The sequence below is a fragment of the Sphingobium yanoikuyae genome (assembly GCF_013001025.1).
In the GTDB taxonomy this organism is placed as follows: Bacteria; Pseudomonadota; Alphaproteobacteria; order Sphingomonadales; family Sphingomonadaceae; genus Sphingobium; species Sphingobium yanoikuyae_A.
The window spans coordinates 167,992-192,839 of record NZ_CP053022.1 but is presented as its reverse complement, the minus strand read 5'-3'; the positions used below and the strand labels follow the sequence as shown (position 1 = coordinate 192,839).

Genomic DNA, 24,848 nt, shown 5'->3' with positions numbered 1-24,848 from the left:
GTGTTCTTTACTTTCCCCTCTATCAGCCTGTCCGTCAAAGCATCGCACATAGCGGGCAGATCTGAGCAACAGCGACGGAGCAGCCGCAACGCTATGGCGCCGTCTTCGTCATGCCGGGCATATCCTTCATCATCGCGTCATGGTCTTCGGGCGCACTGGCTATTGCCGCCTGATATTGGGCGGGTGACATACGCGGAAGTTGCCTTACGAAAGCCACCATATCCCAGATCAGTTCGTCGCTATGGGTCTTACCCCAAGCTGGCATCGCGGTCAGCTTGACCCCATGCTTGATGATCCAGAATTGCTCCTTTGGCGATCTTTGCTCCTCGCGGGAAAGCTCCGGCGCCCTCGGATAGAGTCCCTGGCTGATTTCGGACTTTTCCAGTCCTGGCCCGAGATGGCAGCCGCTGCACATCTCGGTGTAGAGCCCCGCCCCGCTCTGCAGCCGCTTCACGTCCCCAAGGTTGGCCGGGACATTCACATCACGAGATCGCACGGCGATGGAACGATCTCGGAGCTGCTCGATCAGCCAATAGACCGGTTTGGTGTGCGGCGAATCCGCCCCGATGTCATAGGCACCCACATAGACGACGATCCCCGCTAGCGCGCCGCCGACCAGCGCTGTCGCAGCGATAAAACCTACACTTGGAAAGTGCCTGCGCAGCCAAGTCGTCCTAGCATTCTCCATAGCTTCCTCCCGAGCGGCAGCGTCCCTTGGATCCGGGTGGTTCTCACACCCATCCAATTGTCCATACGCACTGCAAGCTTCGATCCCTCATCTGTCGCGCAGATCTCATTCGCAAATCCCGCCGGGGTTCTGATTTGCAGAATTCTTGCGCGCCTGATGAGGGGTGGCGCCGCGTGGTGGGTAATTCGATGTGTCGGCAGTCTCGCCGCCCATGGAGAAATCGATGTTTCGTAAAACAATCTTTGCCGTCGCCATGGCGGCGTCTGTCCTCACCGCTACCGCTGCGCAGGCTCACCCTAAGCTCAATGCCGCCACCCCTGCCGCAAATGCCGTGGTCGCCGCCCCGACCAGAATTCAGCTCGTCTTTTCTGAAGCGCTCGTCGCACAATTTTCCGGGCTCGACCTGACGATGACCGAAATGCCAGGCATGAAGATGGCGCCGATGAAGATGAACGGCGTCAAGGCCACCGTGGGCGCCGATGGCAAGACGCTCGTCGCGACGCTTGCCAAGCCGTTGCCGGTTGGAACCTACAAGGTCGACTATCACGTCGTCTCTGCTGACACCCATCGCATCCAGGGCAGCTACACCTTCAAGGTCCAGTAAGACCGTGCCGGACATCATAGCGATCGCAGTGAGGCTGGGACTTTTCCTCGATCTCATGCTCCTCTTCGGGTTGCCGATGTTCGGCCTCTACACGTTGCGCGGGACTGAGCGGGCATCCGGCTCGGTCCTGCGTTTCCGGTCGGTGTTGGCGACAATCGCGCTGGCCGGTATCGTATTATCTATCCTGGGCATGATGGTCCTGGCGGCCTCGATGGGGGGCGTGCCACTCGATCAGGTAGACCGCGCCACGGTCAATCTTCTCATATCGGGCACTGCGATCGGGACGGTCTGGCAGGTACGGGTCGCGGCCCTCCTGCTCGTGCTCTATTTTTCCATCGTCGGTTGGCGGCGTCCCGCTTTCGCCCTGTGGTCGCTGTCAGCGACCGCCGCTGTCGCTCTGGCGACCTTGGCCTGGACGGGGCATGGCGCTGCCGACGAAGGCTTGCGGGGATGGGTCCATCTTGGGGCCGACATCACCCATCTTTGGGCGGCGGGGATTTGGGTAGGCGCATTATTCGCCCTTTGCCTTCTCATTTTCCGCCCTGCAGCTCGCATGGCGATCGATCATATCCACCTTTCTCACCGCGCGCTGGATGGCTTTGCAAAGGTCGGATCGGTAGTCGTAGGGCTGCTTATCCTGTCGGGATTCATCAACAGTTGGATCCTGATCGGACCATCCCGGCTCGGTTCCCTTTTTGCCAGTCTCTACGGCCTTCTGCTGGGGGCAAAGCTGATACTGTTCGGCGTCATGCTGACGCTGGCCGCCGCCAATCGCTTCTTCCTGACCCCCTCCCTCGCTGCAGCCATTGAAACGGGCAATACATCCTCGGCGATAGGAACACTTCGTCGCAGCCTCGCCATTGAAACCGGATGCGCTCTTGTCATTCTAGCCCTCGTTGCATGGTTAGGACTGCTGGCCCCACCTGCATCGGGGATGTAATCCGCCTTCATGGAAGCGCGCGCGAAATAGCTTTGATCGCTTTAAGGCCCGAGCCAAACCGGGAAATCGCGTCCTTGTTCCGTTCTAGCTCACCATAAGGGAGATAGGCGATCTCCAGGTCCGCGATCCGGCTGAACGCCGGCCTTGCGATTTGCGCGCGCACTTCGCTTTCGCGAGCATCTGGAGCGACAAGGAACAATCCGGCTGTGGCATGCAGGTCGCTGCCGCTCAGGGCAAGATCGAGCATCCGGACGATCCCCGAATAGATGGAAGTCGAATGTTCGACTTCGAAGGCTGCCGCGACCCGGTCACCACCCCGCTCCAGCCACAAAACATCAATGAGGCGGATAGCATCCGCTCCGGTCGACGTCGAAATTGAAGCCGGCAAGCTCTCGAGGCACCCCTCCCCCAAACGCACACCGTCATGCAGTCGCCCCCGATCATTGGATGCGATCCAGACGTCATACCCCAGGGCCAGACCGATATCGCGCAGCCATGCCTGGATTTCCGAATGGGTTCGATCACTCTCGCCCTGCTTCTGCAGCGCTTTGTTGAGCGTTTGTGCTTCCGCCCGAGCTTGTTCGAGGCGTGCGGTCCAGGATCCCAGGGTCTGGTCTTCCTCGTCGCGGGGCGGCGCCGGATAACGGCCAGAGCCGATATCGAACAGGAGGCCGCCAATAGCGCCCAGATCGTTTGACAGAAGATCGCGAAACCGCTCGTTCAGGTCGAGCACACCCGAGCGCATGGCGAGAAAATGGTGCCAGCTTCCGAGCTTCACCTTGCCGCCGGTCAGCTTGTTATAGCCGTTGACGATCGCGGTGTTGAACGGCGGCACGAGGGTCGGATGCAGGAAATAGAGGAGATTGGCGACCGCAGGCCCCAGCCCCTTGATGTTCAGGCGATCAATCGTGTGGATACCTGCGATAATCTCTTCCGCGGTGTCGCAACAGGCGCAGTGATCGAGCAATCGGCCAAAGGCGCGCTGGTTCGCCGGGTTTTCATAGATGTCGGGGATCCGCAATTTGGGCTTCCAGAGAAACGCATGGTCCGCGCCTTTGAAGATCTGCCTCTGTTCTGCGACTGAATGAACGACCGTTTCCAGCGAAGATCCGCGATAGGCGACGCCGAACCTTCCGGCTTCGATTTCAGCGACCACCTGGGCGAGACCACGCCGTATCGAACGAAAATTCTTGATGCGCTCGTCCCATAGAAACCAGCTCTGATACGTCGCGTTCGGATCTTCCCTCCATCGTTGGATCAGTTGCCGCGCCAGCAATTCAAATTCCGCCAAACCCCGTTCCCCCATTCGCGTCGATCTTCTCCAACGCTAACACTCCGCCCCGTATACGAACAGTTTTTGCGCGGCCGCCCAGGACGAAAAGCGACCCGCGTCATCTGATATCGTCCGGAATATGCGTCAGCAGGTCACGGGTGTAGCCGATCAGGAGATCGCCAACGGTTGCCCCGTAAAGCGCGAGGAACAAAATGAACGCCAGGAGCTTGGGGACGAAGCTCACAGTCTGTTCGTTGATCGAAGTCGCAGCCTGGATCATGGAGATAATGAGCCCGACCACCAGCATGATTATCAGCGGGGGTCCAGCGACAACCATTATCACCCAAAGCGCCTGGCCCATCGAAACCGAAAAAGGGCTGTAGGTCTCCATCTCTCCCCCGACGATGATGGTTTCGTCGCCCCCTGACGTTGCGGCCTGTGGTTGTTGCGGGGCGAGCGACATGGAGCGCGATCGGTTTATTCCAATCCGTCTTCCCCACATCCGCTCGCCCCCGCGCCACGCTGCGACCCGTGGGCACCTCGGCTGTCCATCCTGCTAGGCGATGGGCTTCATCTGATTTTACGCAGCGACGGGGTTTACCCCTCACGACCCGACCTTTTTTTCGAAGAACGCGCACTCGTTTGAGGGAAGAAGCCTCATTCCGCGTAATACCAGTGAAGACCGCGCTCAGTGAAAGGCACGCATGTACGACTGCGTCATCATCGGCGGCGGCCCCGCAGGGCTGACAGCAGCCACCTATCTAGCCCGGTTTCTGCGTTCTACGCTGGTCATCGATGCTGGCGATGGCCGCGCGACCCGCATCCCGACGACACATAACCTCCTCGGTTTTCCAGACGGTATCTCTGGCGAAAATCTGCTTGTCCGTATGCATCGACATGCCGCCCAATACGGTGCCGAATTGGTCCCTGGGCTCGTCGATCGCATCGACCGGGTCAGGACAGGTTTCGTCGTCGATACAGATGCCAAGACTTTCAGTGCCCGGTCAATATTGCTTGCCCAAGGCGTCACAAATCATCGACCCCGAATGAGGCAGGAAACGCATGATCGAGGCGTCGCCCAGGGATTGATACGTTATTGCCCGATCTGCGACGGCTATGAGGTCCGCGGCAAGCGAGTGGCCGTGCTGGGCTGCTCCGACCATGGCGCGGCCGAGGCTTTGTTCGTTCGCCACTATAGCGACACCGTGACCTTGCTCGCGCAAGACAGTTCGCAATTGTCGGTAGCCGAGACGGCAGATCTGGCTCGAGGCGGTATTGCCGTCGAACGCGCGCCGGTTCGAGATTTGTCGATCGATGGAGAATTCCTGCACGCCCATTTGGCCGATGGCCAATTGCTCCAATTCGACACCCTTTATGTTGCCCTCGGAACCGCCCCTCGCTCGGAATTGGCGCGAATGGCTGGCGCTGGCCTGAGCCGGGGAGGTGGCATCGTCGTCGATGCGCACCAGCAAACGACAGTCGGCGGCCTGTTCGCGGCCGGCGACATGGTTGAAGGACTGGATCAAATTGCCGTTGCGGCAGGTCAGGCGGCTAAGGCCGCGACGGCCATCCACAATCTGTTGTCCGGCTGACGCGGCAGCGCAGAGTCAGCCACGCGAAAATATATTTTCGTCGGGCTTGACCCTGACACGATGTCAGGCCCCAGATTGCTTTTCGTCGATAAGGAGACGAGCCTGTGACTGACCCTGTTCCTGCAAGCAATTCGGGTGCGCACAGCTGCTGCGCGGCCAAGCACGGCGGCGGCACGGACGCGAAGACGGCCAAGGATCCGGTTTGCGGGATGATGGTCGATCCGGCCGCAACGCCTCATCATGCCTCGCATCATGGCGAGCAATATCATTTCTGCAGCGCCGGATGCCGCACGAAGTTTGTCGCCGAGCCGGTGCGCTACTTGTCCGCGGGTGACAAAGAGGCGATGGTCGCTCAACCAGGCGCGATCTGGACCTGCCCCATGCACCCGGAGGTCCGTCAAGACCATCCCGGGCCATGCCCGATCTGTGGCATGGCGCTCGAGCCGGAACTTGTGACGGCAGACACCGGACCAAGCGGCGAACTCCTGGATATGTCGCGGCGTTTCTGGATCGCGGTGCTGCTCACCATCCCGGTCTTTGTCCTGGAAATGGGCAGCCACCTGTTCCCAGCACTGCACAATCTTGTACCGGCCCGCATGTCCGGATGGTTGCAGCTTGCACTGGCAACCCCGGTCGTACTCTGGGCGGGCTGGCCATTTTTCGAACGGGGATGGGTGTCCATCCGGACGCGCAACCTCAACATGTTCACGCTGATCGCGATGGGGACGGGCGTGGCCTGGGCCTATAGCGTGGTCGCGACCATCGCCCCGAGGGTGTTCCCCGCAGCGTTTCGAATGATGGACGGCACAGTCGCTATCTATTTCGAGGCCGCCGCCGTCATCACCGTGCTGGTGCTGCTGGGACAGGTGCTCGAACTGCGCGCCCGCGAGCGGACCTCAGGCGCCATCAAGGCGCTGCTCAACCTCGCCCCCAAGACCGCGCGCCGCATTGGCGCCGACGGGAATGACGAGGAGGTATCGCTCGACCAGGTAGCCGTCGGCGATCTCCTCCGTGTCAGGCCGGGCGAAAAAGTACCGGTCGATGGCAAGGTCGAAGACGGCCGATCCTCGCTCGACGAGTCGATGGTGACGGGTGAGTCGATGCCCGTCACGAAGGCGCTCGGCGACACTGTCATCGGCGGAACGATCAATCAGAGCGGTGCCCTCGTCATGCGCGCCGAGAAGGTGGGCCGCGACACGATGCTGGCGCGCATTGTCCAGATGGTCGCTGACGCGCAGCGTTCGCGAGCACCTATCCAACGCCTGGCCGACCAGGTCGCGGGATGGTTCGTGCCCGCCGTCCTGTTGATCGCGCTCATTGCCTTTGGTGTATGGGGTATCTGGGGGCCAGAACCCCGTCTGGCCCATGGCCTGATCGCCGCCGTCGCCGTGCTTATCATCGCGTGCCCCTGCGCCTTGGGGCTTGCGACGCCAATGTCGATCATGGTCGGCATCGGCCGGGGCGCGGGGCTCGGCGTGCTCATCAAGAATGCCGAAGCGCTGGAGCGGATGGAGAAGATCGACACGCTCGTCGTCGACAAGACAGGTACGCTGACCGAGGGGCGACCATCGGTCACCCGCATCATTCCGGCGACAGGCTATGAAGAGACCGAACTGCTGCGGCTCGCCGCCGGCGTGGAGCGGGCGTCCGAACATCCGCTGGCGCTCGCCGTGATCGCCGCCGCCAAGGACAGGGGAATCGTGCTTCCCGAGGTCGCGGACTTTGATTCACCGACCGGCAAGGGCGCGATCGGCACGGTGGATGGCAAGCGCATCACCCTGGGCAACGCCCGTTTCCTGTCAGAAAACGGGATCGACGTCAGCGCACTCGAGCCCCAGGCGGACGAACTGCGCCAGGATGGCGCGACCGCCATCTTCATCGGCATCGACAAGCAGGCGGCCGGCATTCTGGCCATCGCCGATGCAATCAAGGCGACGACGGCCGAGGCCATCGCGGCGCTTCGCAAGGAGGGCATACGGGTCGTGATGCTGACCGGCGACAATCGCACCACGGCCGAAGCGGTCGGGCGAAAGCTCGGGATCGACGACGTCGAAGCCGAAGTGCTACCGGATCGGAAAAGCGCGGTGGTCGCGCGATTGAAGAGTGAAGGGCGCATCGTCGCCATGGCTGGCGACGGGGTCAACGACGCGCCCGCGCTCGCCGCCGCCGATGTCGGCATCGCGATGGGTTCGGGCACCGATGTCGCGATCGAAAGCGCTGGCGTGACCCTGCTGAAGGGCGACCTTAACGGCATCGTGCGTGCGCGCCGGCTTAGCGAGGCGACGATGTCCAACATCCGCCAGAACCTGTTCTTCGCCTTCATCTACAACGCCGCCGGGATCCCGATCGCGGCAGGGCTGCTCTATCCGATCTTCGGCATCCTGCTTTCGCCGATCATCGCTGCAGCAGCGATGGCATTGTCCTCAGTCAGCGTGGTCACCAACGCGCTGCGCCTTAATCGGGCGGCGCTATGAACATAGGCGGTGCGTCGGGCGCGAGCGGGGTCTCACAGCGGATGATCCGCCACTACGAAAAGATCGGCCTGGTCCCATCGGCTGTGCGGCGGGATAGTGGCTATCGCGATTACAGCGACGCCGACGTCCATCGCCTGCGCTTCATAGCCAATGCCCACGATCTCGGCTTTCCGATCGAAGAAATCCAAAAGCTGCTTGATCTATGGTCCGATCGTGCACGCGCCAGTTCAGAGGTCAAGGCGCTGGCAGAGGCCCGAGCGGCCGACCTTGGCCGCAAGGCGGATGCGCTAAATGCGATGCGAGAAGCGCTGATGGGGTTGGCGAAGAGCTGTGACGGCAACAACCGACCGGAATGTCCGATCCTGACGCACCTGGCATCTTGAACATGTTCAACGACACGCCTGCACTCTCAGTTTTGCAATTCGCGTCCCGTCAGCTTCACGAGCCGGCGCGGACGGTCGGCGGCGATGAACATGGCGTTCGACGGCAAGCCTTCACTGCTCGATGGCATTGCCGTCGCGGCAAGGTCGCGTTCGACGTGACGGCCACCCGGATACTATAGACAGTCGCTGAGCTCTTCGGGAGGAGCCATGAAAGAGCCTCCCGAAGAGCTCCGACAAGTTTGGAACAGGCAATGTTCGCCAATCCATGATCGACGGCGAGGGGAAGTTAGCGCCTCGCCGTCACTTCACGCTATCAGCAGACATCGCTCCCATCGACCCAAACGCGGACCGGTCCCTGCAACGGCGCACGCGGACCATATTGCGGCCGCTGCCGCCACACATAACGGCCGGTTTTGCCGGTATAGGCCGGATCGCATTCCGGTCCACCTTTGCCTGTCCACTGCTCGCGTTGGTCGGCGACCTTCCTGCAGACCCGTGCACTTAGCGGTGCACGCGGACCAGGAGCCTGGGGTTGCCACTCACACTTGATGGTAGCCGGTTTCTCGACATCTGCCTGTGCCAATGCCGGAACTGGGGCGGCGGCGAGCATCGTGAATGCGGCCACCGTAGCGCTGAATATCAAGGTCTTCATGATTCCTCTCCTTGGACTGAAAGTGCTCTGGGCAAACGGCCCCGGAGGGGCGGGCAGCGCACGGCGCCGTCCAGCGCTTGGGAGGGTTCGCCTGGCGAGTTGTCAGGCCAAGGTGGCCCCTGTGCATTATCAGGACACGGATTCACGGTAGCGGTTTGATGAGCAGCGGCATGAGGCCGTTGGCGTCGAGATCGAGGTGATCGGACCAGACATAATCGCCGGTGAGATTGATGCGATCCCAACCCAACGGCGAGAGCCGGGACAGCATAGCTGGATCGATGGGGCTTCCTCGACGACGCATTTCGTCGACGGCGCGCCCCAGATAGCGACAGTTGAACAGGATAATCGCTGCGGTGACGAGGTTGAGCGCGGCCGCTCGGGTCTGCTGGTTCTCCAGGCCACGGTCGCGAAAACGGCCGAGCCGATGGAAGGCGACCGCCCGGGCAAGGCTGTTGCGGGCCTCGCCCTTGTTCAACTCGGCAGTGACGGTACGGCGCAGAGCCGGATCCTCGAACCAGCGGAGCGTGAACAGCGTGCGCTCGATCCGCCCGATCTCCCGCAGCGCCGCAGCGAGGCTGTTCTGCTGGCGGTAGGCGGACAGCTTCTTCAGGATCAACGATGGCGTGACGGTGCGGTGACGGATCGCGCCAATGACACGTTCAATATCGGGCCAGTGGCTGACGATCAGGTCCCGGTTGAGCCTGTGACCGAACAGTGGCGCAAGCCTGCCATAGCGCTTCGAGGGTTCGAAAGCGTAGAGGCGCCGGTCGGACAGGCGAGGAATGCGCGGCTCGAAATCGAGCCCGAGGAGATGCATCGTCGCGAATACGATGTCGGAAACGCCGCCTCCATCGACGTGCAGCGCGGTCAGATCGGCGTTGCTGTCATGGCCGAGGAGCCCATCGAGCGCATGGATGGCTTCTCCTGCCGTGCCGGCGATCACCGTCTGGTGCAGCGGCGCGTAGCGGTCGGTGATGGTGGTGTAGATCTTGACCACTGGGTCGCGACCATAATGGGCGTTGACCGCTCCGCCGGCTTCGCCCGGCCCGCCCAGGTAGAAGGCCTGGCCATCCGCGGAAGCCCGGTGTCCTTGCCCAAACCAGGCGGCGATCGGCTCGGCGTGGATGGCGTCGGTCAGACAGGCGAGCGCCGCCCGAAAGGTTTCCTCGCGCATGTGCCATGTCTGCATGCGCAGCAGCGCGCGGCGTGACCCTGCGCCGCATACCTCGGCCATGCGCGACAGCCCAAGATTGGTCGCTTCGGCAATCAGAGTGGCGAGGAAGGCCTGCTCATCGCCAGGCGGCAACCCGGTCGAGACGTGCCCGAAGTGCCGGGTGAAGCCGGTCCAGCGTTCGACTTGCGACAACACGTCGGTGATACGCGTGGCAGGCAGCATGTCGTAGCAGGCAAGCGTCAGGCGCCGTCCTTCGTCGTGCCTGGCATCATCGTCCTTCAGTTCCTTGGGAAATCGCAATCGCTCGCCAGCGAACAGGGCAGCATCGCGTCCGGCCAGATTGTGGGCGACGTCGCGCAAGGCGCTGTCGAGCTGCGCGGCGCGCTGATCGAGCCATGCGTGTGGATTACCGAGCGAGAACGGCGGTTGCAGCGCTGCGCCGGATAACGGCGCGAGCAGCACGTCCAGCGACCTGTGCAGCCTTGACCTCGGCACCCAGATATCACCCGAGGCCAGTGCATTGGTGAGCGCGCCGTAAGTCGCCATCTCCCAGTGCGTCCGGTCGATCTTGCCGGCGACCACGACATGGCGGTGCCAGCGCCGCTCGACATGACCGAGCGGAACGTCGGCAGGGAGGGGCTTGCGCCAGTCGCCATCAAGATTCGACAGGATCGCCATCGCGTCGCGCAATGCCGCGGTGCCGGCCCGACCGTGGAAATCGAGCGCTTGCAGGAATAGAGGCCCTGTTCGCTTGAAGGTCCGGTATTCGGCTGCGATCTCGCTCAGCACATCGTCCCTGTGAGGTGCCGCGGTACGACGGATGATTGCGGCATCAGCATCGAGCATGTCGAGAGGCACGATATCCCTGAGGGCCGCACCGATATCTCCGCCGGCGCGTGCTGCCTGGCTAACTGTTTCCAGCACAGTGGCGATCCGCATCAGCCGATCGCGGCCTTCGCGTCCCGAAATCGCGACCCTCTGCTCCAGGCGTTTGCGAGCACGAAGGTGAGCGCGTCCCATCAAGGCGCTGAACATGGCGATCGCCGCGTCGGTAAGCGTGGCCTCCATCTCGCGCAGCGTTGCAAGCAGGATGACCCGCCTGCGGGAGACGCGCATCTGTTGGAAAGCCTGGGCTGTATATCGCACGCCTTCGCGGGCGAACTGCGTCAGGCGGGGCTCGTGCAGGGGATCGACCGGAATGCTGGAAATACCGGTCCTATGGATTATCGCGACCTTCTCGAGGATTTCGGCAAGCGAGGCTGACGCGACGCGGGGCTCTGGTTCGCGCAGCCAGGACAAGCGGCTCTGCCGGTCATGTACCTTCTCATCGATCAGCATATCGAGACGCTGACGCATATCCGCATCGAGTTTAGCATCGACCGCGGCGACCAGATCGGTTTCCGTCCGAAGCATCGCCTCGGCCGCCATCCGCTCAACGACGCTGATGCCAGGGATGACGATGCGTCGCGTGCGCAGCTCGTCCAGCAATCGATCAAGCAAAATGCGCCCGTCCACGATAGCCATGGCTTCGGTTTCCAGCCAAGTCATCATGATGCCGCGCGCTGGCCGGCTCAGATCGGTGAATCCGAAGCGCGCCTTGATGGCGGCAAGCTGATCGTAGCGGGTCGGCGCTCGCCGCGCGAAGTCGGCGACGACGCCTGCATCCACTCCGACCTGTTCGGCGATGTGGTCGAGCATGATTGCAGGCAACAGCTCGCCTGTGCGCAGATGTCGCCCCGGATAGCGCAGGCAGCAGAGTTGCAGGGCATAGCTCAAGCGGGTCGCCGGAGTGCGTGCGAAGCCGATCGCAGCAAGGTCCTCGGCATCGAGGCCATGATGTCGCACCACCGCCGCCTCGCTGTCGGGCAAAGCAAGCAACGCGGCGCGCTGCCGCTGGGTCATCGGAATACGTGCGGGCATGTTTCATCCTCCAAAAACCTCTTGCCTTTTGTTGGCTTAGTGAAAGAGGATTGTGAAAGACCCAAGGCTGCGGAAATTGGTGCATGCTGTTTCCGCCTCCAGATACGGCCGTTTGTGAAAGAGACGCAGATGACGCGCGAACCCTATCTGATCGGTTATGCCCGCGTGTCGAAGGGCGACGACCAGTCGAACGCCGCGCAGCGGCGCGCGCTCGATGCGGCCGGCTGCAAGCGGGTGTTCGAGGAGACCGCCAGCGGTGGGCGGTGGGACCGACCCAAGCTTCTGGAGATGATCGGCCAGTTGCGCGACGGAGACGTCGTCGTCGTCTGGAAGCTTGACCGGCTGTCGCGCAGCCTAAAGGATATGCTGCACATCATGGAGCGGATCGAGCTGGCAGGCGCGGGCTTCCGCTCACTGACCGAGGCGATCGACACCACCACCGCGGCAGGGCGGATGATGATGCAGATGGTGGGAAGCTTCGCCGAGTTCGAGCGGGCCATGATCCGCGAGCGTACCAGCGCCGGCCTTGCCCAGGCTCGCGCAGAAGGACGGATCGGCGGGCGTCGGCCCAAGCTCGGCGACAAGCAGCGCCGCGAAATCGCCGAGTCCGTCACGTCCGGCCGCAAGTCCGGTGCCGAGATGGCGCGGCTCTACGGTGTCAGTGAACCCACCGTCTCGCGCATCGTCGCCGCGCACCGCCAGCAATTCAGTCAGCAGCAGAGGGAACAGGCATGAAGCGTGGTCACGATCTGTCCGGCGTCATGAAGTTCGCCACCTCGCCGGCCTGGGGCGAGCATCTGGGCGAGGCGCTCGGCGATCATCTCGGGCTGGCGATGGAGGAGTTCGACTTCGAAGCGGACGAGCTGGCGGACATCGTCGGCGATCATTGGGCCGGCGTGTTGTGGGGATGCGCGTTCGAGGATCTGCTGACGCGCACCATCCAACCCGACCGGAACATCGTCGATGACTATATTCGGCGCCGGGGCTGGAATGAGAGCGGCCCGACCAAAATCTACCTGCGTGCCCTTCGATCGTCAGTGATGAGCCTCCACGAGGTCAGCGAGGTCGAGCCCGGCAGCGGCTTCCTCGTGCGCGACCTGATCCGGGGCGGCGAGCCGCTTCGAGTATCCGAGCGCAGCGCCTCGCAGACGCTGAAGCAATGGGACAGGATCGGTGCCCGCGTCGTGCAGGTCGGAGGCAAGCACCTCCTGTCGGGCGGCGTGCTGTCGTTCACGATGGAGGCGGCCGAGGCGCTCGTCGCCGATCTACGGCGCTCGAAGGGCAAGCGCAGCCCGCGCACCGCGTTGAACCTAGACGCCGACGATCTGGCTGCACTTCCGGCCCTCATCAGCACGGCATGGCTGTTCGATGTCGTTCCCAAGACCATGGGACCGGCGCCCATCCCCACGCTGCACAACATTGATGGCGAGGAGGTGATGTTCCACCGCGTGCGCTTTCCCTTCGCACGCGGCGTGACCCAGGCGCTGGTCGGCGAGCGGCTTGATACTGTCCCTGCGCTTCAGCGGGAAACCACGCACTTTTGGAACTGGCTGGGCGAGAAACCGAACGGAAAAGCGAAAAGCACCGGGCGCATGGCGTGGGGTGTGACGATGGCGGACGGCACCCCGGTGCTCGGCAATGTCGAATTGAAAGGCCGCGCCCTGATGCTCGCCGTCACCTCGGCCGAGCGAGCGAAACGCGGCACCGCGCTTATCAACGATGCGCTCGCCGGGTTGGTCGGCTCGCCGCTGACCACGATTGAGACGGTCGAACAGGCCATGGCGGCGCGGGCCGAGGGGCTGACATCATCCGAACCGGCACCCGCCATTGCGCCAGAGGTTGCAACCCCGCTCATCCATGCCATGCTCGACCGTCAGTACCGCGCGACGCTCGATGAACCCGTCGGCATGCTCGGCGACATCACCCCGCGCGCAGCCGTTCAAACTGCCGCAGGCCGGCACCGAGTAGCCGGGTGGCTCAAGCATCTCGAAAACCGCAGCAGCAGCCAACTCGACGCGAACGACCCGATGGCCACCTACGACTTCACTTGGATATGGCGCGAACTTGGCATCGAGAACCTGCGCAAATAGTTCGCTACCCCTGACGTCGATGCCTACCGTGAATCCGTGTCCCTACAATGCACAGAGGCCGTCCTGTGCCAGCGCGGACGTCAGAGCGCGCACTGTTTCATCCGAAGGCGTGAACCGCCCGCCAATATGCGTGTCGGCCAGCTCTCGTGGCAGGGCAACCGGAGTAACAGTGTCAGCCTGAGCGATAGCGGCGCGATAATGCCGGGCCAGATTATCCTGCGACGCGGCGCCGTAAGCGCTAGATGTACGCGCAATGCTGGGAATTTCACCGGTAATCGCCGCCGTCAGCGCCATGTCTCCTCCTGCCGCTTCATTCAAGGTGGCAGGCAGCCACCGAGTGATAGATTCCACGGTCGCAGCCGCCTTGCGGGACGGGCGTACAGCTGATTGATCTCGGCGTTCGAGTAACTCTCCCATGCGCACGACCAGTGGATGGCTCTTGTCCACTGGGGCACTGCCCCCAATCGTAAACAAACTACGGCTCAGTTTCTGCGGAGTGACATTCCTCTTCGTCAGGCAACGTTCGATGATATCCGCCGTCAGGTTGGTTGCCGGAAGATAGATTCGTCCGGATACCGGACGCATTCCCTTATGGGATGGCCCGCCCCTTTTCCCCGGCATCAGGTATGATGCCGGTGCTTGAAAAGGAAAGGAGCGGACCGATGTCTATTGTTATCCTTGGCGTTGATTTGGGCAAGAATGCCTGCAGTGTCGTAGGCGTTGATGCAGCAGGCGCTGTCATCGTGCGTAAGTCGATGCGCCGACAGACACTTATCGATTACGTGACCAAGCTTCCGGCTTGCGTGATTGCAATGGAGGCGTGCTGTGGTGCCCACAACCTTGGTCGCCTTTTCGCCGCGCAGGGGCACGAAATCAGATTGATGTCGCCGGAGTACGTACGCCCGTATGTCAAAGCGCAGAAGAATGATGATCGTGATGCGGAGGGGATTGCCGAGGCCGCCTCGCGCCCGACTATGCGCTTCGTCGAACTCAAGACTCAGGAGCAGTTGGACATCCAGACCCTCCACCGCGTCAGGTCCCGCCTGGTAGCCGAGCGCACAAACCTTATCAACCAACTGCGGGCGATCCTCCTGGAGCGGGGGACCATTTTTCCGGCCGGCCGGCGCAAGCTGGAGTTGGGCATTGATGCCATGCTGGCCGCCGAAGATACGGCCCTATCACCACGCTTGAAGCAACTGGTGGGTGAACTGCGCGCCGAATGGCACGAACTTGATACCAAGGTCGAGGCACTGAACGGCGAGTTTGTCGAACTGGCTCGCAATGATGCAGCTGCCCGGCGGCTCACGTCCATCCCCGGCATCGGCACGTTGAACGCAACCGCTTTGATTGCAGCCGTGGGCGATGCCAGCAGCTTTGCCAAAGCGCGAGACTTGGGTGCTTGGCTCGGCTTGGTACCCAGGCAACATACTACCGGCGGCAAGCCCCGGCTGCTCGGCATCTCCAAGCGTGGCAACACCTATTTGCGCACTTTGCTCATCCATGGCGCCCGGGCAGCATTACCGTCACTGGCGCGCAGCGAAACCCCGCTGGGACGTTGGTTGACAGGAATGATCGAGCGAGGAGTTCATCGCAACGCAATCGTCGTCGCATTGGCTAATAAACTGGCGCGGATCGCTTGGGCAGCCCTTCGCAAAGAAGTGAGCTTCGAACGCGGCTATCCAGCAGCGGCATAACGGATCGGCTGCGTGCTTCTGCGCGCGTAGCCCAACGATGTTTGCAGGAAGGATCGTGAAGATGGCCTGACAGTCGATCGGCGTCTGGAAAGCCCGGGCAAAAAAATGGCACCTGTTGCCGGTTCCCTTATTGTGGCTCCAGACGTGCGGATGTCCATCTTGGCCACGGGATGCTCCCGTGAGACCGCATACGTTGACGCAGACTGATCAGAACACCGTAAAATCCTACTTGCAAACGGGGCGGGCCATACGTTTTTTGCCGGTTTCTGAACAGCTCGGTCTTTTGCATCCAGCCACCATGCCCATTGCCCTCCATCCCTGACCAAGGCAGGCGGAACCGCAGCCCAGTCGGGTAGGCTACGCGTCACATGCAGACGTAAAGGCAGCAAATCCTCATAGCTCCGCCCTGTTGTGAGCGAGGACCAAAGCAGCAGGCAGGCTTCCAGTTCGGGCAAGCAAGGATTTTCGTCCAGGATGGCGCGTACGGCCTGTTTGAGATGTGAGACGTCCACACCGGTCAGTTCGCCCCAGCCATAAGGCAGAGCCTGAAAGTCGCGGATGCGCCGATGCCGAAAACCAGAAACGTGAGGCCGCTTACGCCCTGTCAGTTGCGCTGTGTCAGTCAAGATTACCCCCCAGTGGGGCATCCGGCTAAAGTGAGATTGTTTATGTAAGGTTTATAGTGACTTACATATTCAGGGATTTCCGATTTCCGTGTGGAGTGCGTGGGCTCTTCGCCGGTCGGATATTGGAACATATTTGATCCTGATGCGGGAGCCTCCCCGTCTGGCACTCAACGCGTTGAGGCCCTTCGCGCAACTTGGTGGTTCCACCATTTCAGTTTCATCCTTGCATATTTGGAGTAATTATCCGAATATGCAAGGATGATTGAGCGTCAAATAGCACCGATCCTGATCGATCGCCTCGCTGAAACACCGGCTGTAGCCTTGCTCGGGCCAAGGCAGGTTGGAAAAACCACCCTTGCCCAGGATCTCGCCGCGAAGCGCCCTTCACTTTATCTCGATCTGGAGTCTGATCGCGATCAGGCAAGGTTGATGGATCCCGAGGCCTATCTTGAAGCCCATGAAACCGAACTTATCATCCTTGATGAAGTCCATAGAATGCCGGGGCTTTTCCAAATCCTGCGGGGTCTTATAGACCGAGGCCGCCGCAAGGGGCTCAAGGCAGGCCGCTTCCTGCTTCTGGGATCGGCGTCCATCGACCTGCTGAAGCAGTCAGGCGAAAGTTTGGCAGGACGGATCAGCTATCTTGAAATGGGGCCCATCAATGGCTCTGAGGTCGAGTCGGAGGATATCCCGCGCTTGTGGGTTCGCGGCGGCTTTCCTGACAGTTTTCTTGCGCGCAATGACGAAGCGAGCCGACGCTGGCGGCAGGATTTCATTCGGACCTATCTCGAGCGGGATGTGCCGATGCTGGGTCCTCGCATTCCGGCCGAAACGCTCCGGCGCTTCTGGACGATGCTGACGCATCATCAGTCCGCCCTGTTGAACGCATCCGACTTCGCTCGCAGCCTTGGCGTCGATTCCAAGACGGTGGCCAGCTATCTCGATCTGATGGTCGACCTGTTGTTGGTGCGCCGTCTGGAGCCTTGGCACAGCAATGAGGGCAAGCGTCTTGTTAAATCGCCGCGTATCTATGTGCGCGATAGCGGGCTAGTGCATGGGCTGCTGGGCCTGACCAGCCTGGACGACGTGCTGGGGCATCCTGTGGCAGGAGCAAGCTGGGAAGGCTTTGCGATCGAAACCTTGATTGCTTCGGCTCCCTATAGCACGCAGGCCAACTTCTACCGAACTGCTGCGGGTGCCGAAATCGATCTTCTGCTCACCATTCCTGGGCAAGGTCTATGGGCCATTGAAGTGAAGCGAAGTTCCGCCCCCAAGGTGGAAAAGGGTTTTCATCTCGCATGCAACGATCTGAAACCAGCCCGGCGCATCCTCATCTATCCCGGCCATGAGAGATATCCGATCGGCCATGACATTGAGGTCATCCCTCTCATCGAAGCCGCCCGAATGTTGCGGCAGTTGCGATGAGGAGAGTTAAATTCTTCCGGCCTTGAGCAATCTCGCGCTGCACTGCTGATTGTTTACCGGGAGGGCAAATATGCAAGGCGATTTGTCCGGTAGCGATCTTTGGCGTCCGCGGGCGAGATCGTGCCAATCCTCTCCTCGCTCCTGAGACAGATCAGGACCGAGGGGGGCGTGCTCACCTGAAATGTGACCGATTTTGAATAGAGTCCGACGCAAAGGAGGCGGACGGAATGAAGCAGAGCCTCGACTGTTAAAGGGGCTCGTATCCGCCCTCCTCGATCGAATGCCGAAGACCGAACAGGCTCGAATTTTCCAAGGGCGGTCTTTGACAAGCGAGCCCTTTCGACCGCTAGCGGTCAGGGGAAGCACTCAATCCGGAACACAATCATTTCTGAGATGAGTTCCGCCTTGGCCGCCCGCCACATCCTCCGCCGTTCTGCTTCGGGCTCGGGCGGCAGGATCATGGAGAATGGACTGGTTGAACGTAGAGTTCTCCCGGTCGGGGACTTCTGAAGCATATAGGCGATGATCTCATCGATGGATCGCCTCAGTAGAAAGCGCCATGCCCTGTTTCCAATGGTCGCACGATGGCTTGCCAGCTGCCGGTCATTCTCCGCCTGCGCCTGAATGATGAGGTCCAGATTGGCCCGAAGCGCGGCGATAAGACGGCGGGCAAGGATGAGCTTCCTCCTCTCGCCTATGTCATGCGCGTTCAGTTCATGGGGCGGCGGCTCCTCGATTTCCCGCGTCCAGTACCGGCAAGGCAGATGGACGATCCCGAAGACGTTGATCTCGGCCTGGGGGTATCCATTTTCGATCAACCAATCCTGCAGGCTCTGCCCCTCACCAAGAGTGAGGGGCTTGGGAAAGCCATAGCGCCAGCCATGGGGCGGATCGATCATCGTCACTTTACGCATGAGCCGCCCTCCTTCTGAAAGCTGATCCAGGCGTTCCATGCATCATGGCAGCCACTATCCGAACAGACGTCGCGTGCCTGGCCGGTAAACCCATTCATCGACAGCCGGCGTGCCGGGAGCAGGATATGGATGTGAGCGGCATTTGATGACCCCGCCAGATAGGGCAGATGGAGAACCATCAGTGCGGCGAGCTGCTCCTGACGCACAAAATAGCTCCGAACCCACGCTCGCACCTGCTCCCATCCCACATTCGGTGGCTGATCTGATGGCAGTGCCAGGGTGAATTGGGCGTATCCGGTCCGCTCAGCCGCGGGCAGCATCGCATCATAGCGCTGCAGCAGATAGCTGAGGTCCATATATTCACCGCTGGCTGCGTCAGGCAGCAGCAAATCATGACGCGATGCCTTGTGCCCGGCAGGCGTCAGCTTCGCCAGGACCATGTCGGCTATTCCGGCACGATGGACATCCTGCTTGTAGAAATAGCGGATATATTTGAAGCTGCCGTCATCGGCAGGATCCAGCGTGAAGCAGGACAGCATCTCTGGCTGATCGGCCGTGGCAGGCTTCGATTTGGCTTTGCTCATGCCGCCTCCTGCCACTGCGTGCTGGTCTGCGCCGCCAGCGAGAGACCGGCTTCAAAGCGCCGGGCATCGGGGCAAGGCGCATGGGAGGAGAATTGCAGGCCGCGCCGGTGTGCCAGGATGAATGGCTGATCGACTTCATCGGGCGGGCAGAACCAGTAGCGGTCCTCAAACCATGCGCGCTGATAGCCGGTGAACCACTGGTCGTCCCTGCAGCGGTAAATGTCGTATTTCACGACTGGACCAGAGAAGCGCGCGAGCAGCAGGTCCATACCATACGGCCTCGCGACCGCGCTGACGTCATTTAGCCCGATGTTCGGCCCGGTCCGGGTCCCGACGATCAGGAGATTGGCGCCTTCCAGTAGCACGCCATGCCGCGCGCCCGGGAAGCGCCGCTCCGGGCTGAAGTCGATCGGCCCGCCAATATCTGCCGCCAGCATCATGATGGCGCGATGGGTTGCAGCTTTGATCCACGGCAAGCCGTTCGCGCTCCCGAAGGAACACGGTGTAACATTATCCTGCATATTGAGAGACTTTCGCGTTGAGGGCGCGCGGCAGCCGAGCGGTGCCGCGCCTTGCCCCTTTTTTCATTCCATTTTGCTCAGCTGCCTGAGCCACTTCAAACTTGGCCTTCGCCGCGGCGGCGGCGCCTACTCGTCCGAGATGTCCACCGTCTTTATGTAAACCGTGACCACCGGCGGCCTGGCTGGCTTGGAAAAGCCGTCGCCGTGGACCGGACAGAGAGTGGCAACGATGCGATTACGCATGAGCATTTCTCCCGGATCGCCGCATCGTTGGCAGGTAACCTTGGACCGCTCTTCGGCTGCGGCGATGTAGGGTCGTGCTTCGGGAACCCTGGGCTCGAGATAAATCCGGAGCGAACCGAATTTTTCCTTCGCCTCGTCCACGCAGGCCGTGATGCCGTTCGCCGCGAGATCAGACAGGAGGTCGCGGTAGAGCTGCGCCCAGCCAACCGGCAGGTTGTCCAGCCATCGGAGATTGTCGTTCCCGCTCATGCGCAACGCCCTTCCACGGTCAGCTCCCAGTGGCGTCGGGCGGTCGAGAAACCGAGCCGTTCTGCTTCTGCGGTTGACCAGGGCAGAGTTGGCAGCGGACAAATGCCGCCGCGATCGACCATGAATGCCCGCATCTCGTCGCGGCTCTCCGGATTTGTGACCAGGTGGATCGGTGCACCAGGTTCCTGAAGCCACGGCCAGAGGCCCGTGACGATCTGGACCTCACCATCGCGGCACAGCAAGAGAGTGATATAGTTGCCCGCCTGCTTCCCTGAGACGTGGCTCGGTTCGACCAAGAGAAGATCGCGCCGAAATTCTACAACGGCCTTGATGAGGGCGGTGAGCGAGAGCTTCTTTTGCCAGTGCGCCATCACGATGTTGGCGCGGTCGGTATATTCGAAGTCCGTCAGCACGGACGGCATGATCGATGTGCAAGGCACAGGCGTCCAACCGACCATCCCGGCGAATGCGCGAGCGGCCTCCTTCGCAAGCGCGGTGCGCTTGCGGTCTTCTTCACTGACATAGATCATTTGAGGTGGGTTCTTTCTCTCCGTCCTGCGGCGGCTGCGGCCGTCAGGGTGAGGATGAGATTTTCATTTCAATAATTGCAGCCAATCTGCCCCATTCAGCTGCGCTTTCCTGCCGCGCATCCAGAACTTCTTCGGCCTAAAATCAAAAAAGTTCGTTTGGTTAGCTTCACGTAGATCGTGAAACCTCCAATGCTGAACCACGCAAGATCATGTGATGTACGATGAAGGCACAGGCATGGCCAACCTCGAAGCCTGGACCGACGCCTATCTCTCCCCGCTGCATCGCGACCACCCCGAGCAAGGCTGCCCGACGGCAAGCCTCGCCGGATTGATGCGTCAGCAGACGCCTGCAGCGCGCGCAGCGATGGCGAAGGGGCTAGAGACACAAATAGCGCGTTTCGCCGAAAAGAACGGCAGCATCATCGATCTGCTACTACACGACCGCTTCTGTCGTAGCACTGCCACACAGCCCCCGCTAAACGACAATTTCTTATCTTAACCGACACTGGACCTCATGCGCTTCATCCACACCGCCGACTGGCAGCTAGGCAAGCCCTTCGGCCGCTTCGATGCGGAGACGCGAGCCGCGCTGACCGAGGCGCGGTTCGATGCCATCGACACGCTGGGCAAGGCGGCAGCACAGCACAGCGCGGGCCATGTCCTCGTCGCCGGGGACGTGTTCGACACCGAAGGGCCGGACGAACGCACCGTGGTTCAAGCCGTGACTCGTATGGAGCGCCACGCCTGCCGCTGGTGGCTGCTGCCCGGCAATCACGATTTCGCGCGAAACGGCGGCCTGTGGGACCGCGTGAGAAAACGCGCCGCCGCAAATGTTACCGTCCTCACCGAACCCACCGCGCACGAGGTGGAGGACGGCGTGTGGCTGCTGCCCGCTCCGCTGCTCCACCGCCACACACTCGACGATCCGACCGAGGCGTTCGCCCGCATGGACACTCCCGGAGCGCGGCTGCGCATCGGGCTGGCGCATGGTTCGATCAGAGGCTTCGGCTCGCAGGGCGATACGAAAAACCTGATCGCGCCCGACCGTGCTCGGCTCTCCAATCTCGATTATCTTGCGCTGGGCGACTGGCACGGCACGCTGCAGGTCGATCCGCGTACCTGGTATTCCGGCACGCCCGAGACCGACCGCTTCCAGCCCGGCCGCGACGATCCCGGGCATGCGCTACTGGTCGATCTGGGCCCCGGAAAAGTCACGGTCACTCCTCTTCCTACCGGGCGCTTCCGCTGGCTGTCGCGCGACTGGACGGTGGCCGATGCGACCGGCTTCGCGGCCCTGGCAGAAGACTTGCTCGCCGCCTGCGAGCCTGCCGCCACGCTGCTACGCCTGACGCTTTCAGGCATCGTCCCGCTGACCGCCCGCGTGGCGATGCTCTCTCGTATCGAGGACGATCTAACCCACCGCCTGCGCCATCTCGACGTCCGCGACGCCGACATGGTGGCCCGGCCCACCGAGGAAGACCTCGCCGCGCTCTCCAGCGAAGGCATGATCGGCCGCGCCGGGGCGCTGCTTCGCGCTAAAATCGAAGCCGACGGCCCGGACGCATCGCGCGCGCGCCGTGCGCTGGAACGCCTCTTCGTCGAGGCGCTGAAGGAACAAGGAGACGCCGCATGAGCCTGCTGATCCGCCGCATCGCGCTGGAAAACTTCCGCAAGTTCCGCGCGCCCCACGAAATCGCCGGGCTAACGCAGGGCCTCAACATCGTCATCGAGCCGAACGAGACAGGCAAGTCCACCCTACTCGAAGCGGTCCGCGCGGCGCTGTTCCTCAAACACAGCTCGACGACAAAACTGATCCGCTCATTCCAGCCACTCGGCGACAATGTGGGACCACAGGTCGCGCTGGATTTCGACGTTGCCGGTGCCCCCTGGTCGCTTACCAAGCGGTTTATCAAGTCGGCCTCGGTCGAACTGTCCGGGCCCACTGGTCGCCAGCAGGGCGAAGCCGCCGAGCAAGCGCTACAGGCCCTGCTCGGCTTCGAGGCGGGGCAGCAGGGCGCAGGTTTCGACAAGACTTTGCACGGCGCGCTCGGAATGTTGTGGGTGGCGCAGACCGACGGGCTTTTAGTCGAGGCCCCCAGCTCGAATTTGCGCGACCTTATCGGCGCGACGCTGGAGGGCGAGGCGGGCGCGCTGGTCGGCGGCGCAGCCTTCGAGCGCATACGTGCGCGCATCGATACTCAATATTCGGCCTATTTCACCGGCAGGGCGGGCACGCCCACCCAGCGCCTTGCCGCCGCGCAGAAGCGCGCGATCGCTGCAGCGGAAACGGTGGCCGAAGCCGAGCGGCGTGAGGAATTGCTCGAAGCCGCCTTCGCCGACCTCGACGCTGCGCGCCGCCAGCTAGCGACCCTGCGCCGCGAACTAGAGAACGATCCCGATGCCACCGAGCGTACCGACGTCCTCGCCCGCCTTGAAACCGCGCGCGGCGCGGCGCAGCAACTCGCCACTCGCAAGGCGGAAAATGCGGCGGCGACATCGCGGCTCGACGGGCTGGAGGACTTGTCCACCCGCCACGGCGCCGCGCTGGAACGGCAGGCTTCAGCGCAGGCCCGGCAGGCTACGACGCGTGAGCAGCTTGCCGAACTGACCGAGGGGCTTAAAACTGCGCGCACCCACGCTGAGACCACACGCAGTGCCCTTGCCACTACGCTCGCGTCGCGTGACGCCGCCCGCACGGCAGTCACCGAGGCCCGCGCGCTGGAATCAGCGATGCGCCGGCGCGCGCAGATCGCGGCCGCACATGAACGCCTTGCGCAAGTCACCGAGCTGGAGGCGAAACGCGCGCCGCTCGATGCGGCGTTGAAGCAGGCCGTGCCAGCGCAAGTTCTCGAAGACCTCGCCGCCGCCGAGCGCGAGGTGGTGCGCCACCTCACCCTGCTCGAAGCTGACGGTACCCGTGTAGAACTGGTCGGTGCGCAGGGCGTCACGAGAGATGGCGCCCCGCTCGAACCCGGCGAATGGACGTTGACGCGCGAAACCCGCATCGGATTGCCCGGCGGCGGCGAACTGGTGCTGCGCCCCTCGCAGGCGCTGGCCGGGGCACAGGCCGCGCTCGACGGCGCGCAAGCCCGCCACTCCGCGCTGCTAGCGCAGTGGCAGGTTGCCACTCTCGCCGAAGCACAAGCCCGCGCCGAGGCAGCACGCGAGGCGACCCGCGCGTTGGAAACATTGGCCGCGCGGATACTCGCCGCCGCACCCGCTGATCGCGATCTTAACCTTGCCGCTGGTGCGCAGACCTTGCGCGCATTCATCGCTGAGCATCCGCTCGAAGTAGGGGAGGCTCAGGCCCCTGCCCTCCCGCCTGCCCGTTCGTTGAAAGAACTGGAAGCCGACCAGGACCGCGCCGACGCCGCTTTCACGCGCGCCGAAGCCCAGGCCCGGCAGGCTGAGGACGACGCGCGCGAGGCCGAGAAGGCGCGGGTTCCCCTCGCCATCGACGAGGCCTCTGCAGCCAGCGACCTCGCCCGCATAGGTGACGAACTGACCCTGCTCGCCGCCCATCCCGACTTCGCTGACCTTGCTGCCACGCTGACAGCGGCACGCGAAACCGCTGCTGCCGCTTCGGTCGCGCTGCAGCAGGCCGAGATCAATGCCCAGGCCTTCGATCAAACCGCCCTCACCCGCCGCCTGGAAACCTTCGCCGCGCGCCGCCGCACAGCGGAGGAGCGCCAGAATGAGCTTAAGGCGCAGATCGCTGGCCTCGAGGCAAAAGTGGAGAGCGACGGCGGCAAGGGCCTCGCCGAACATGCCGCCGCCGCGCGCGAGGAAAACGAAGCCGCCCGGGCCGCGCTTGTGCGCATCGAGGAGGAGGCAGAAATTCTGAAACTGCTGCGCGCGACCATGGCCGAAGCGCAGGCGGAAACGGCACGCTCAATCACCGGCCCGGTGGCTAACCGAGCCGCGCGCCATGTCGGCCGCATCCTGCCAGGGGCCGAGCCCGCCTTCGGCGATGACCTAAGCTTGTCCAGCATCCGCCGCGCCGGCGTGGACGAGGCCTGCGAGCAGCTATCGAAGGGCACGCAGGAACAGCTGGCGATGCTGACGCGCCTCGCTTTCGCCGACATGTTGTTAGAGGAAGGCCACCCCGTCTCGCTGATCCTCGACGACCCACTGGTCTATTCCGATGACGTGCGCCTGGACGCTATGACCGACCTTATCGTCGAGGCGTCAGAGCGGATGCAGGTGATCCTACTGACCTGCCGCGAACGCGCGTTCCGGCATATCGAGGCAACGCGGATTAAAATTTAGCGA

Annotated in this window: 23 protein-coding genes; 12 read left to right on the top strand and 11 right to left on the bottom strand. The window is 62.4% G+C overall.

Annotated features, from left to right (window positions below):
* Window positions 1-91: 91 nt before the first annotated feature.
* A complete protein-coding gene (locus tag HH800_RS26130; protein ID WP_017502273.1) occupies window positions 92-688 on the bottom strand; it encodes a c-type cytochrome in 597 nt (198 codons plus the stop codon).
* A 211-nt stretch (window positions 689-899) separates the two neighbouring features.
* Here HH800_RS26130 and copC point away from each other — a divergent pair, with 211 nt between their 5' ends.
* Together copC and copD are read left to right on the top strand one after the other, a co-directional pair.
* The gene (gene copC, locus HH800_RS26125; protein WP_051035789.1) at window positions 900-1,292 is read left to right on the top strand and encodes a copper homeostasis periplasmic binding protein CopC; all 393 of its coding nucleotides are present in this window, start codon (window positions 900-902) and stop codon (window positions 1,290-1,292) included.
* Window positions 1,293-1,296: 4 nt separating this feature from the next.
* Window positions 1,297-2,232 carry a copper homeostasis membrane protein CopD gene (gene copD / locus HH800_RS26120; protein WP_017502271.1) on the top strand — a complete coding sequence of 312 codons (936 nt, stop codon included), beginning with the start codon at window positions 1,297-1,299 and terminating at the stop codon, window positions 2,230-2,232.
* 7 nt (window positions 2,233-2,239) lie between these two features.
* On the opposite strand, the gene HH800_RS26115 is transcribed toward copD, so the two are convergent.
* Both HH800_RS26115 and HH800_RS26110 read right to left on the bottom strand, forming a co-directional pair.
* Window positions 2,240-3,538: a hypothetical protein gene (locus HH800_RS26115; protein WP_037522285.1), complete on the bottom strand. Its 1,299-nt coding sequence runs from the start codon at window positions 3,536-3,538 to the stop codon at window positions 2,240-2,242.
* An 85-nt stretch (window positions 3,539-3,623) separates the two neighbouring features.
* Complete coding sequence (locus HH800_RS26110; RefSeq protein WP_017502270.1) at window positions 3,624-3,968, bottom strand: flagellar biosynthetic protein FliQ; 345 nt, start codon at window positions 3,966-3,968, stop codon at window positions 3,624-3,626.
* 241 nt (window positions 3,969-4,209) lie between these two features.
* Here HH800_RS26110 and HH800_RS26105 point away from each other — a divergent pair, with 241 nt between their 5' ends.
* The 3 genes from HH800_RS26105 to HH800_RS26095 all read left to right on the top strand — a co-directional run bounded on the left by HH800_RS26105 (window position 4,210) and on the right by HH800_RS26095 (window position 7,954).
* Complete coding sequence (locus HH800_RS26105) at window positions 4,210-5,097, top strand: NAD(P)/FAD-dependent oxidoreductase (protein ID WP_026109407.1); 888 nt, start codon at window positions 4,210-4,212, stop codon at window positions 5,095-5,097.
* Between the two features lie 104 nt (window positions 5,098-5,201).
* Window positions 5,202-7,571: a heavy metal translocating P-type ATPase gene (locus HH800_RS26100; RefSeq protein ID WP_026109406.1), complete on the top strand. Its 2,370-nt coding sequence runs from the start codon at window positions 5,202-5,204 to the stop codon at window positions 7,569-7,571.
* Window positions 7,568-7,954, top strand: coding sequence for a MerR family transcriptional regulator (locus tag HH800_RS26095; RefSeq protein WP_026109405.1), 387 nt, complete (start codon window positions 7,568-7,570; stop codon window positions 7,952-7,954). The genes HH800_RS26100 and HH800_RS26095 overlap by 4 nt, the downstream gene beginning before the upstream one ends.
* Window positions 7,955-8,267: 313 nt before the next feature.
* Here the strand turns inward: HH800_RS26095 and HH800_RS26090 are convergent, their stop codons facing one another.
* Both HH800_RS26090 and HH800_RS26085 read right to left on the bottom strand, forming a co-directional pair.
* Window positions 8,268-8,606: a hypothetical protein gene (locus tag HH800_RS26090; protein ID WP_125988681.1), complete on the bottom strand. Its 339-nt coding sequence runs from the start codon at window positions 8,604-8,606 to the stop codon at window positions 8,268-8,270.
* Between the two features lie 142 nt (window positions 8,607-8,748).
* Window positions 8,749-11,682 (bottom strand): Tn3 family transposase, encoded by a 2,934-nt coding sequence (locus HH800_RS26085; protein ID WP_007015768.1) that lies wholly within the window; start codon window positions 11,680-11,682, stop codon window positions 8,749-8,751.
* Between the two features lie 147 nt (window positions 11,683-11,829).
* Here HH800_RS26085 and HH800_RS26080 point away from each other — a divergent pair, with 147 nt between their 5' ends.
* Together HH800_RS26080 and HH800_RS26075 are read left to right on the top strand one after the other, a co-directional pair.
* A complete protein-coding gene (locus HH800_RS26080; protein ID WP_026109404.1) occupies window positions 11,830-12,435 on the top strand; it encodes a recombinase family protein in 606 nt (201 codons plus the stop codon).
* Window positions 12,432-13,790: a hypothetical protein gene (locus HH800_RS26075; protein WP_007015766.1), complete on the top strand. Its 1,359-nt coding sequence runs from the start codon at window positions 12,432-12,434 to the stop codon at window positions 13,788-13,790. The genes HH800_RS26080 and HH800_RS26075 overlap by 4 nt, the downstream gene beginning before the upstream one ends.
* A 42-nt stretch (window positions 13,791-13,832) precedes the next feature.
* Here HH800_RS26075 and HH800_RS26070 read toward each other — a convergent pair whose 3' ends face one another.
* Window positions 13,833-14,375 (bottom strand): hypothetical protein, encoded by a 543-nt coding sequence (locus HH800_RS26070; RefSeq protein WP_169863478.1) that lies wholly within the window; start codon window positions 14,373-14,375, stop codon window positions 13,833-13,835.
* Between the two features lie 77 nt (window positions 14,376-14,452).
* Between HH800_RS26070 and HH800_RS26065 the strand changes: the two genes are divergently transcribed.
* Together HH800_RS26065 and HH800_RS26060 are read left to right on the top strand one after the other, a co-directional pair.
* The gene (locus HH800_RS26065; RefSeq protein WP_020818605.1) at window positions 14,453-15,484 is read left to right on the top strand and encodes an IS110 family transposase; all 1,032 of its coding nucleotides are present in this window, start codon (window positions 14,453-14,455) and stop codon (window positions 15,482-15,484) included.
* A gap of 884 nt (window positions 15,485-16,368) precedes the next feature.
* Window positions 16,369-17,535, top strand: a complete 1,167-nt coding sequence (locus HH800_RS26060; protein WP_029547353.1) for an ATP-binding protein — start codon at window positions 16,369-16,371, stop codon at window positions 17,533-17,535.
* A 353-nt stretch (window positions 17,536-17,888) separates the two neighbouring features.
* Here HH800_RS26060 and HH800_RS26055 read toward each other — a convergent pair whose 3' ends face one another.
* The 5 genes from HH800_RS26055 to HH800_RS26035 all read right to left on the bottom strand — a co-directional run bounded on the left by HH800_RS26055 (window position 17,889) and on the right by HH800_RS26035 (window position 20,576).
* On the bottom strand, window positions 17,889-18,449 hold the full coding sequence (locus tag HH800_RS26055; protein WP_169863477.1) for a hypothetical protein: 561 nt from the start codon (window positions 18,447-18,449) through the stop codon (window positions 17,889-17,891).
* The gene (locus HH800_RS26050) at window positions 18,437-19,033 is read right to left on the bottom strand and encodes a hypothetical protein (RefSeq protein WP_169863476.1); all 597 of its coding nucleotides are present in this window, start codon (window positions 19,031-19,033) and stop codon (window positions 18,437-18,439) included. Before HH800_RS26050 ends, HH800_RS26055 begins: the two co-directional genes overlap by 13 nt.
* Window positions 19,030-19,473 (bottom strand): hypothetical protein, encoded by a 444-nt coding sequence (locus HH800_RS26045; RefSeq protein WP_235682154.1) that lies wholly within the window; start codon window positions 19,471-19,473, stop codon window positions 19,030-19,032. Before HH800_RS26045 ends, HH800_RS26050 begins: the two co-directional genes overlap by 4 nt.
* A 207-nt stretch (window positions 19,474-19,680) precedes the next feature.
* Complete coding sequence (locus HH800_RS26040) at window positions 19,681-20,046, bottom strand: hypothetical protein (RefSeq protein WP_169861967.1); 366 nt, start codon at window positions 20,044-20,046, stop codon at window positions 19,681-19,683.
* Window positions 20,043-20,576, bottom strand: coding sequence for a hypothetical protein (locus HH800_RS26035; protein ID WP_169863474.1), 534 nt, complete (start codon window positions 20,574-20,576; stop codon window positions 20,043-20,045). The genes HH800_RS26040 and HH800_RS26035 overlap by 4 nt, the downstream gene beginning before the upstream one ends.
* A gap of 214 nt (window positions 20,577-20,790) precedes the next feature.
* Here HH800_RS26035 and HH800_RS29525 point away from each other — a divergent pair, with 214 nt between their 5' ends.
* From HH800_RS29525 to HH800_RS26020, 3 genes are read left to right on the top strand one after another with little or no spacing between them, the layout of a single operon-like run.
* Complete coding sequence (locus HH800_RS29525) at window positions 20,791-21,075, top strand: hypothetical protein (RefSeq protein ID WP_169863473.1); 285 nt, start codon at window positions 20,791-20,793, stop codon at window positions 21,073-21,075.
* Window positions 21,076-21,090: 15 nt separating this feature from the next.
* Window positions 21,091-22,209, top strand: a complete 1,119-nt coding sequence (locus HH800_RS26025; protein WP_169863472.1) for a metallophosphoesterase family protein — start codon at window positions 21,091-21,093, stop codon at window positions 22,207-22,209.
* Window positions 22,206-24,845: an AAA family ATPase gene (locus HH800_RS26020; protein WP_169863471.1), complete on the top strand. Its 2,640-nt coding sequence runs from the start codon at window positions 22,206-22,208 to the stop codon at window positions 24,843-24,845. Before HH800_RS26025 ends, HH800_RS26020 begins: the two co-directional genes overlap by 4 nt.
* The last annotated feature ends 3 nt before the right edge of the window (window positions 24,846-24,848 follow it).

Coding starts and splice junctions, on each gene's coding strand:
- HH800_RS26020 (WP_169863471.1), top strand. CDS start 22,206: ATGAGCCTGCTGATCCGCCGCATCGCGCTGGAAAACTTCCGCAAGTTC.
- HH800_RS26075 (WP_007015766.1), top strand. CDS start 12,432: ATGAAGCGTGGTCACGATCTGTCCGGCGTCATGAAGTTCGCCACCTCG.
- HH800_RS26095 (WP_026109405.1), top strand. CDS start 7,568: ATGAACATAGGCGGTGCGTCGGGCGCGAGCGGGGTCTCACAGCGGATG.
- HH800_RS29525 (WP_169863473.1), top strand. CDS start 20,791: ATGTACGATGAAGGCACAGGCATGGCCAACCTCGAAGCCTGGACCGAC.
- HH800_RS26105 (WP_026109407.1), top strand. CDS start 4,210: ATGTACGACTGCGTCATCATCGGCGGCGGCCCCGCAGGGCTGACAGCA.
- HH800_RS26035 (WP_169863474.1), bottom strand. CDS start 20,576: ATGATCTATGTCAGTGAAGAAGACCGCAAGCGCACCGCGCTTGCGAAG.
- copC (WP_051035789.1), top strand. CDS start 900: ATGGAGAAATCGATGTTTCGTAAAACAATCTTTGCCGTCGCCATGGCG.
- HH800_RS26065 (WP_020818605.1), top strand. CDS start 14,453: ATGTCTATTGTTATCCTTGGCGTTGATTTGGGCAAGAATGCCTGCAGT.
- HH800_RS26115 (WP_037522285.1), bottom strand. CDS start 3,538: ATGGGGGAACGGGGTTTGGCGGAATTTGAATTGCTGGCGCGGCAACTG.
- HH800_RS26070 (WP_169863478.1), bottom strand. CDS start 14,375: ATGCGTCCGGTATCCGGACGAATCTATCTTCCGGCAACCAACCTGACG.
- HH800_RS26040 (WP_169861967.1), bottom strand. CDS start 20,046: ATGAGCGGGAACGACAATCTCCGATGGCTGGACAACCTGCCGGTTGGC.
- HH800_RS26090 (WP_125988681.1), bottom strand. CDS start 8,606: ATGAAGACCTTGATATTCAGCGCTACGGTGGCCGCATTCACGATGCTC.
- HH800_RS26045 (WP_235682154.1), bottom strand. CDS start 19,473: ATGATGCTGGCGGCAGATATTGGCGGGCCGATCGACTTCAGCCCGGAG.
- HH800_RS26025 (WP_169863472.1), top strand. CDS start 21,091: ATGCGCTTCATCCACACCGCCGACTGGCAGCTAGGCAAGCCCTTCGGC.
- HH800_RS26130 (WP_017502273.1), bottom strand. CDS start 688: ATGGAGAATGCTAGGACGACTTGGCTGCGCAGGCACTTTCCAAGTGTA.
- HH800_RS26110 (WP_017502270.1), bottom strand. CDS start 3,968: ATGTCGCTCGCCCCGCAACAACCACAGGCCGCAACGTCAGGGGGCGAC.
- HH800_RS26085 (WP_007015768.1), bottom strand. CDS start 11,682: ATGACCCAGCGGCAGCGCGCCGCGTTGCTTGCTTTGCCCGACAGCGAG.
- HH800_RS26060 (WP_029547353.1), top strand. CDS start 16,369: ATGATTGAGCGTCAAATAGCACCGATCCTGATCGATCGCCTCGCTGAA.
- HH800_RS26055 (WP_169863477.1), bottom strand. CDS start 18,449: ATGCGTAAAGTGACGATGATCGATCCGCCCCATGGCTGGCGCTATGGC.
- HH800_RS26050 (WP_169863476.1), bottom strand. CDS start 19,033: ATGAGCAAAGCCAAATCGAAGCCTGCCACGGCCGATCAGCCAGAGATG.
- HH800_RS26080 (WP_026109404.1), top strand. CDS start 11,830: ATGACGCGCGAACCCTATCTGATCGGTTATGCCCGCGTGTCGAAGGGC.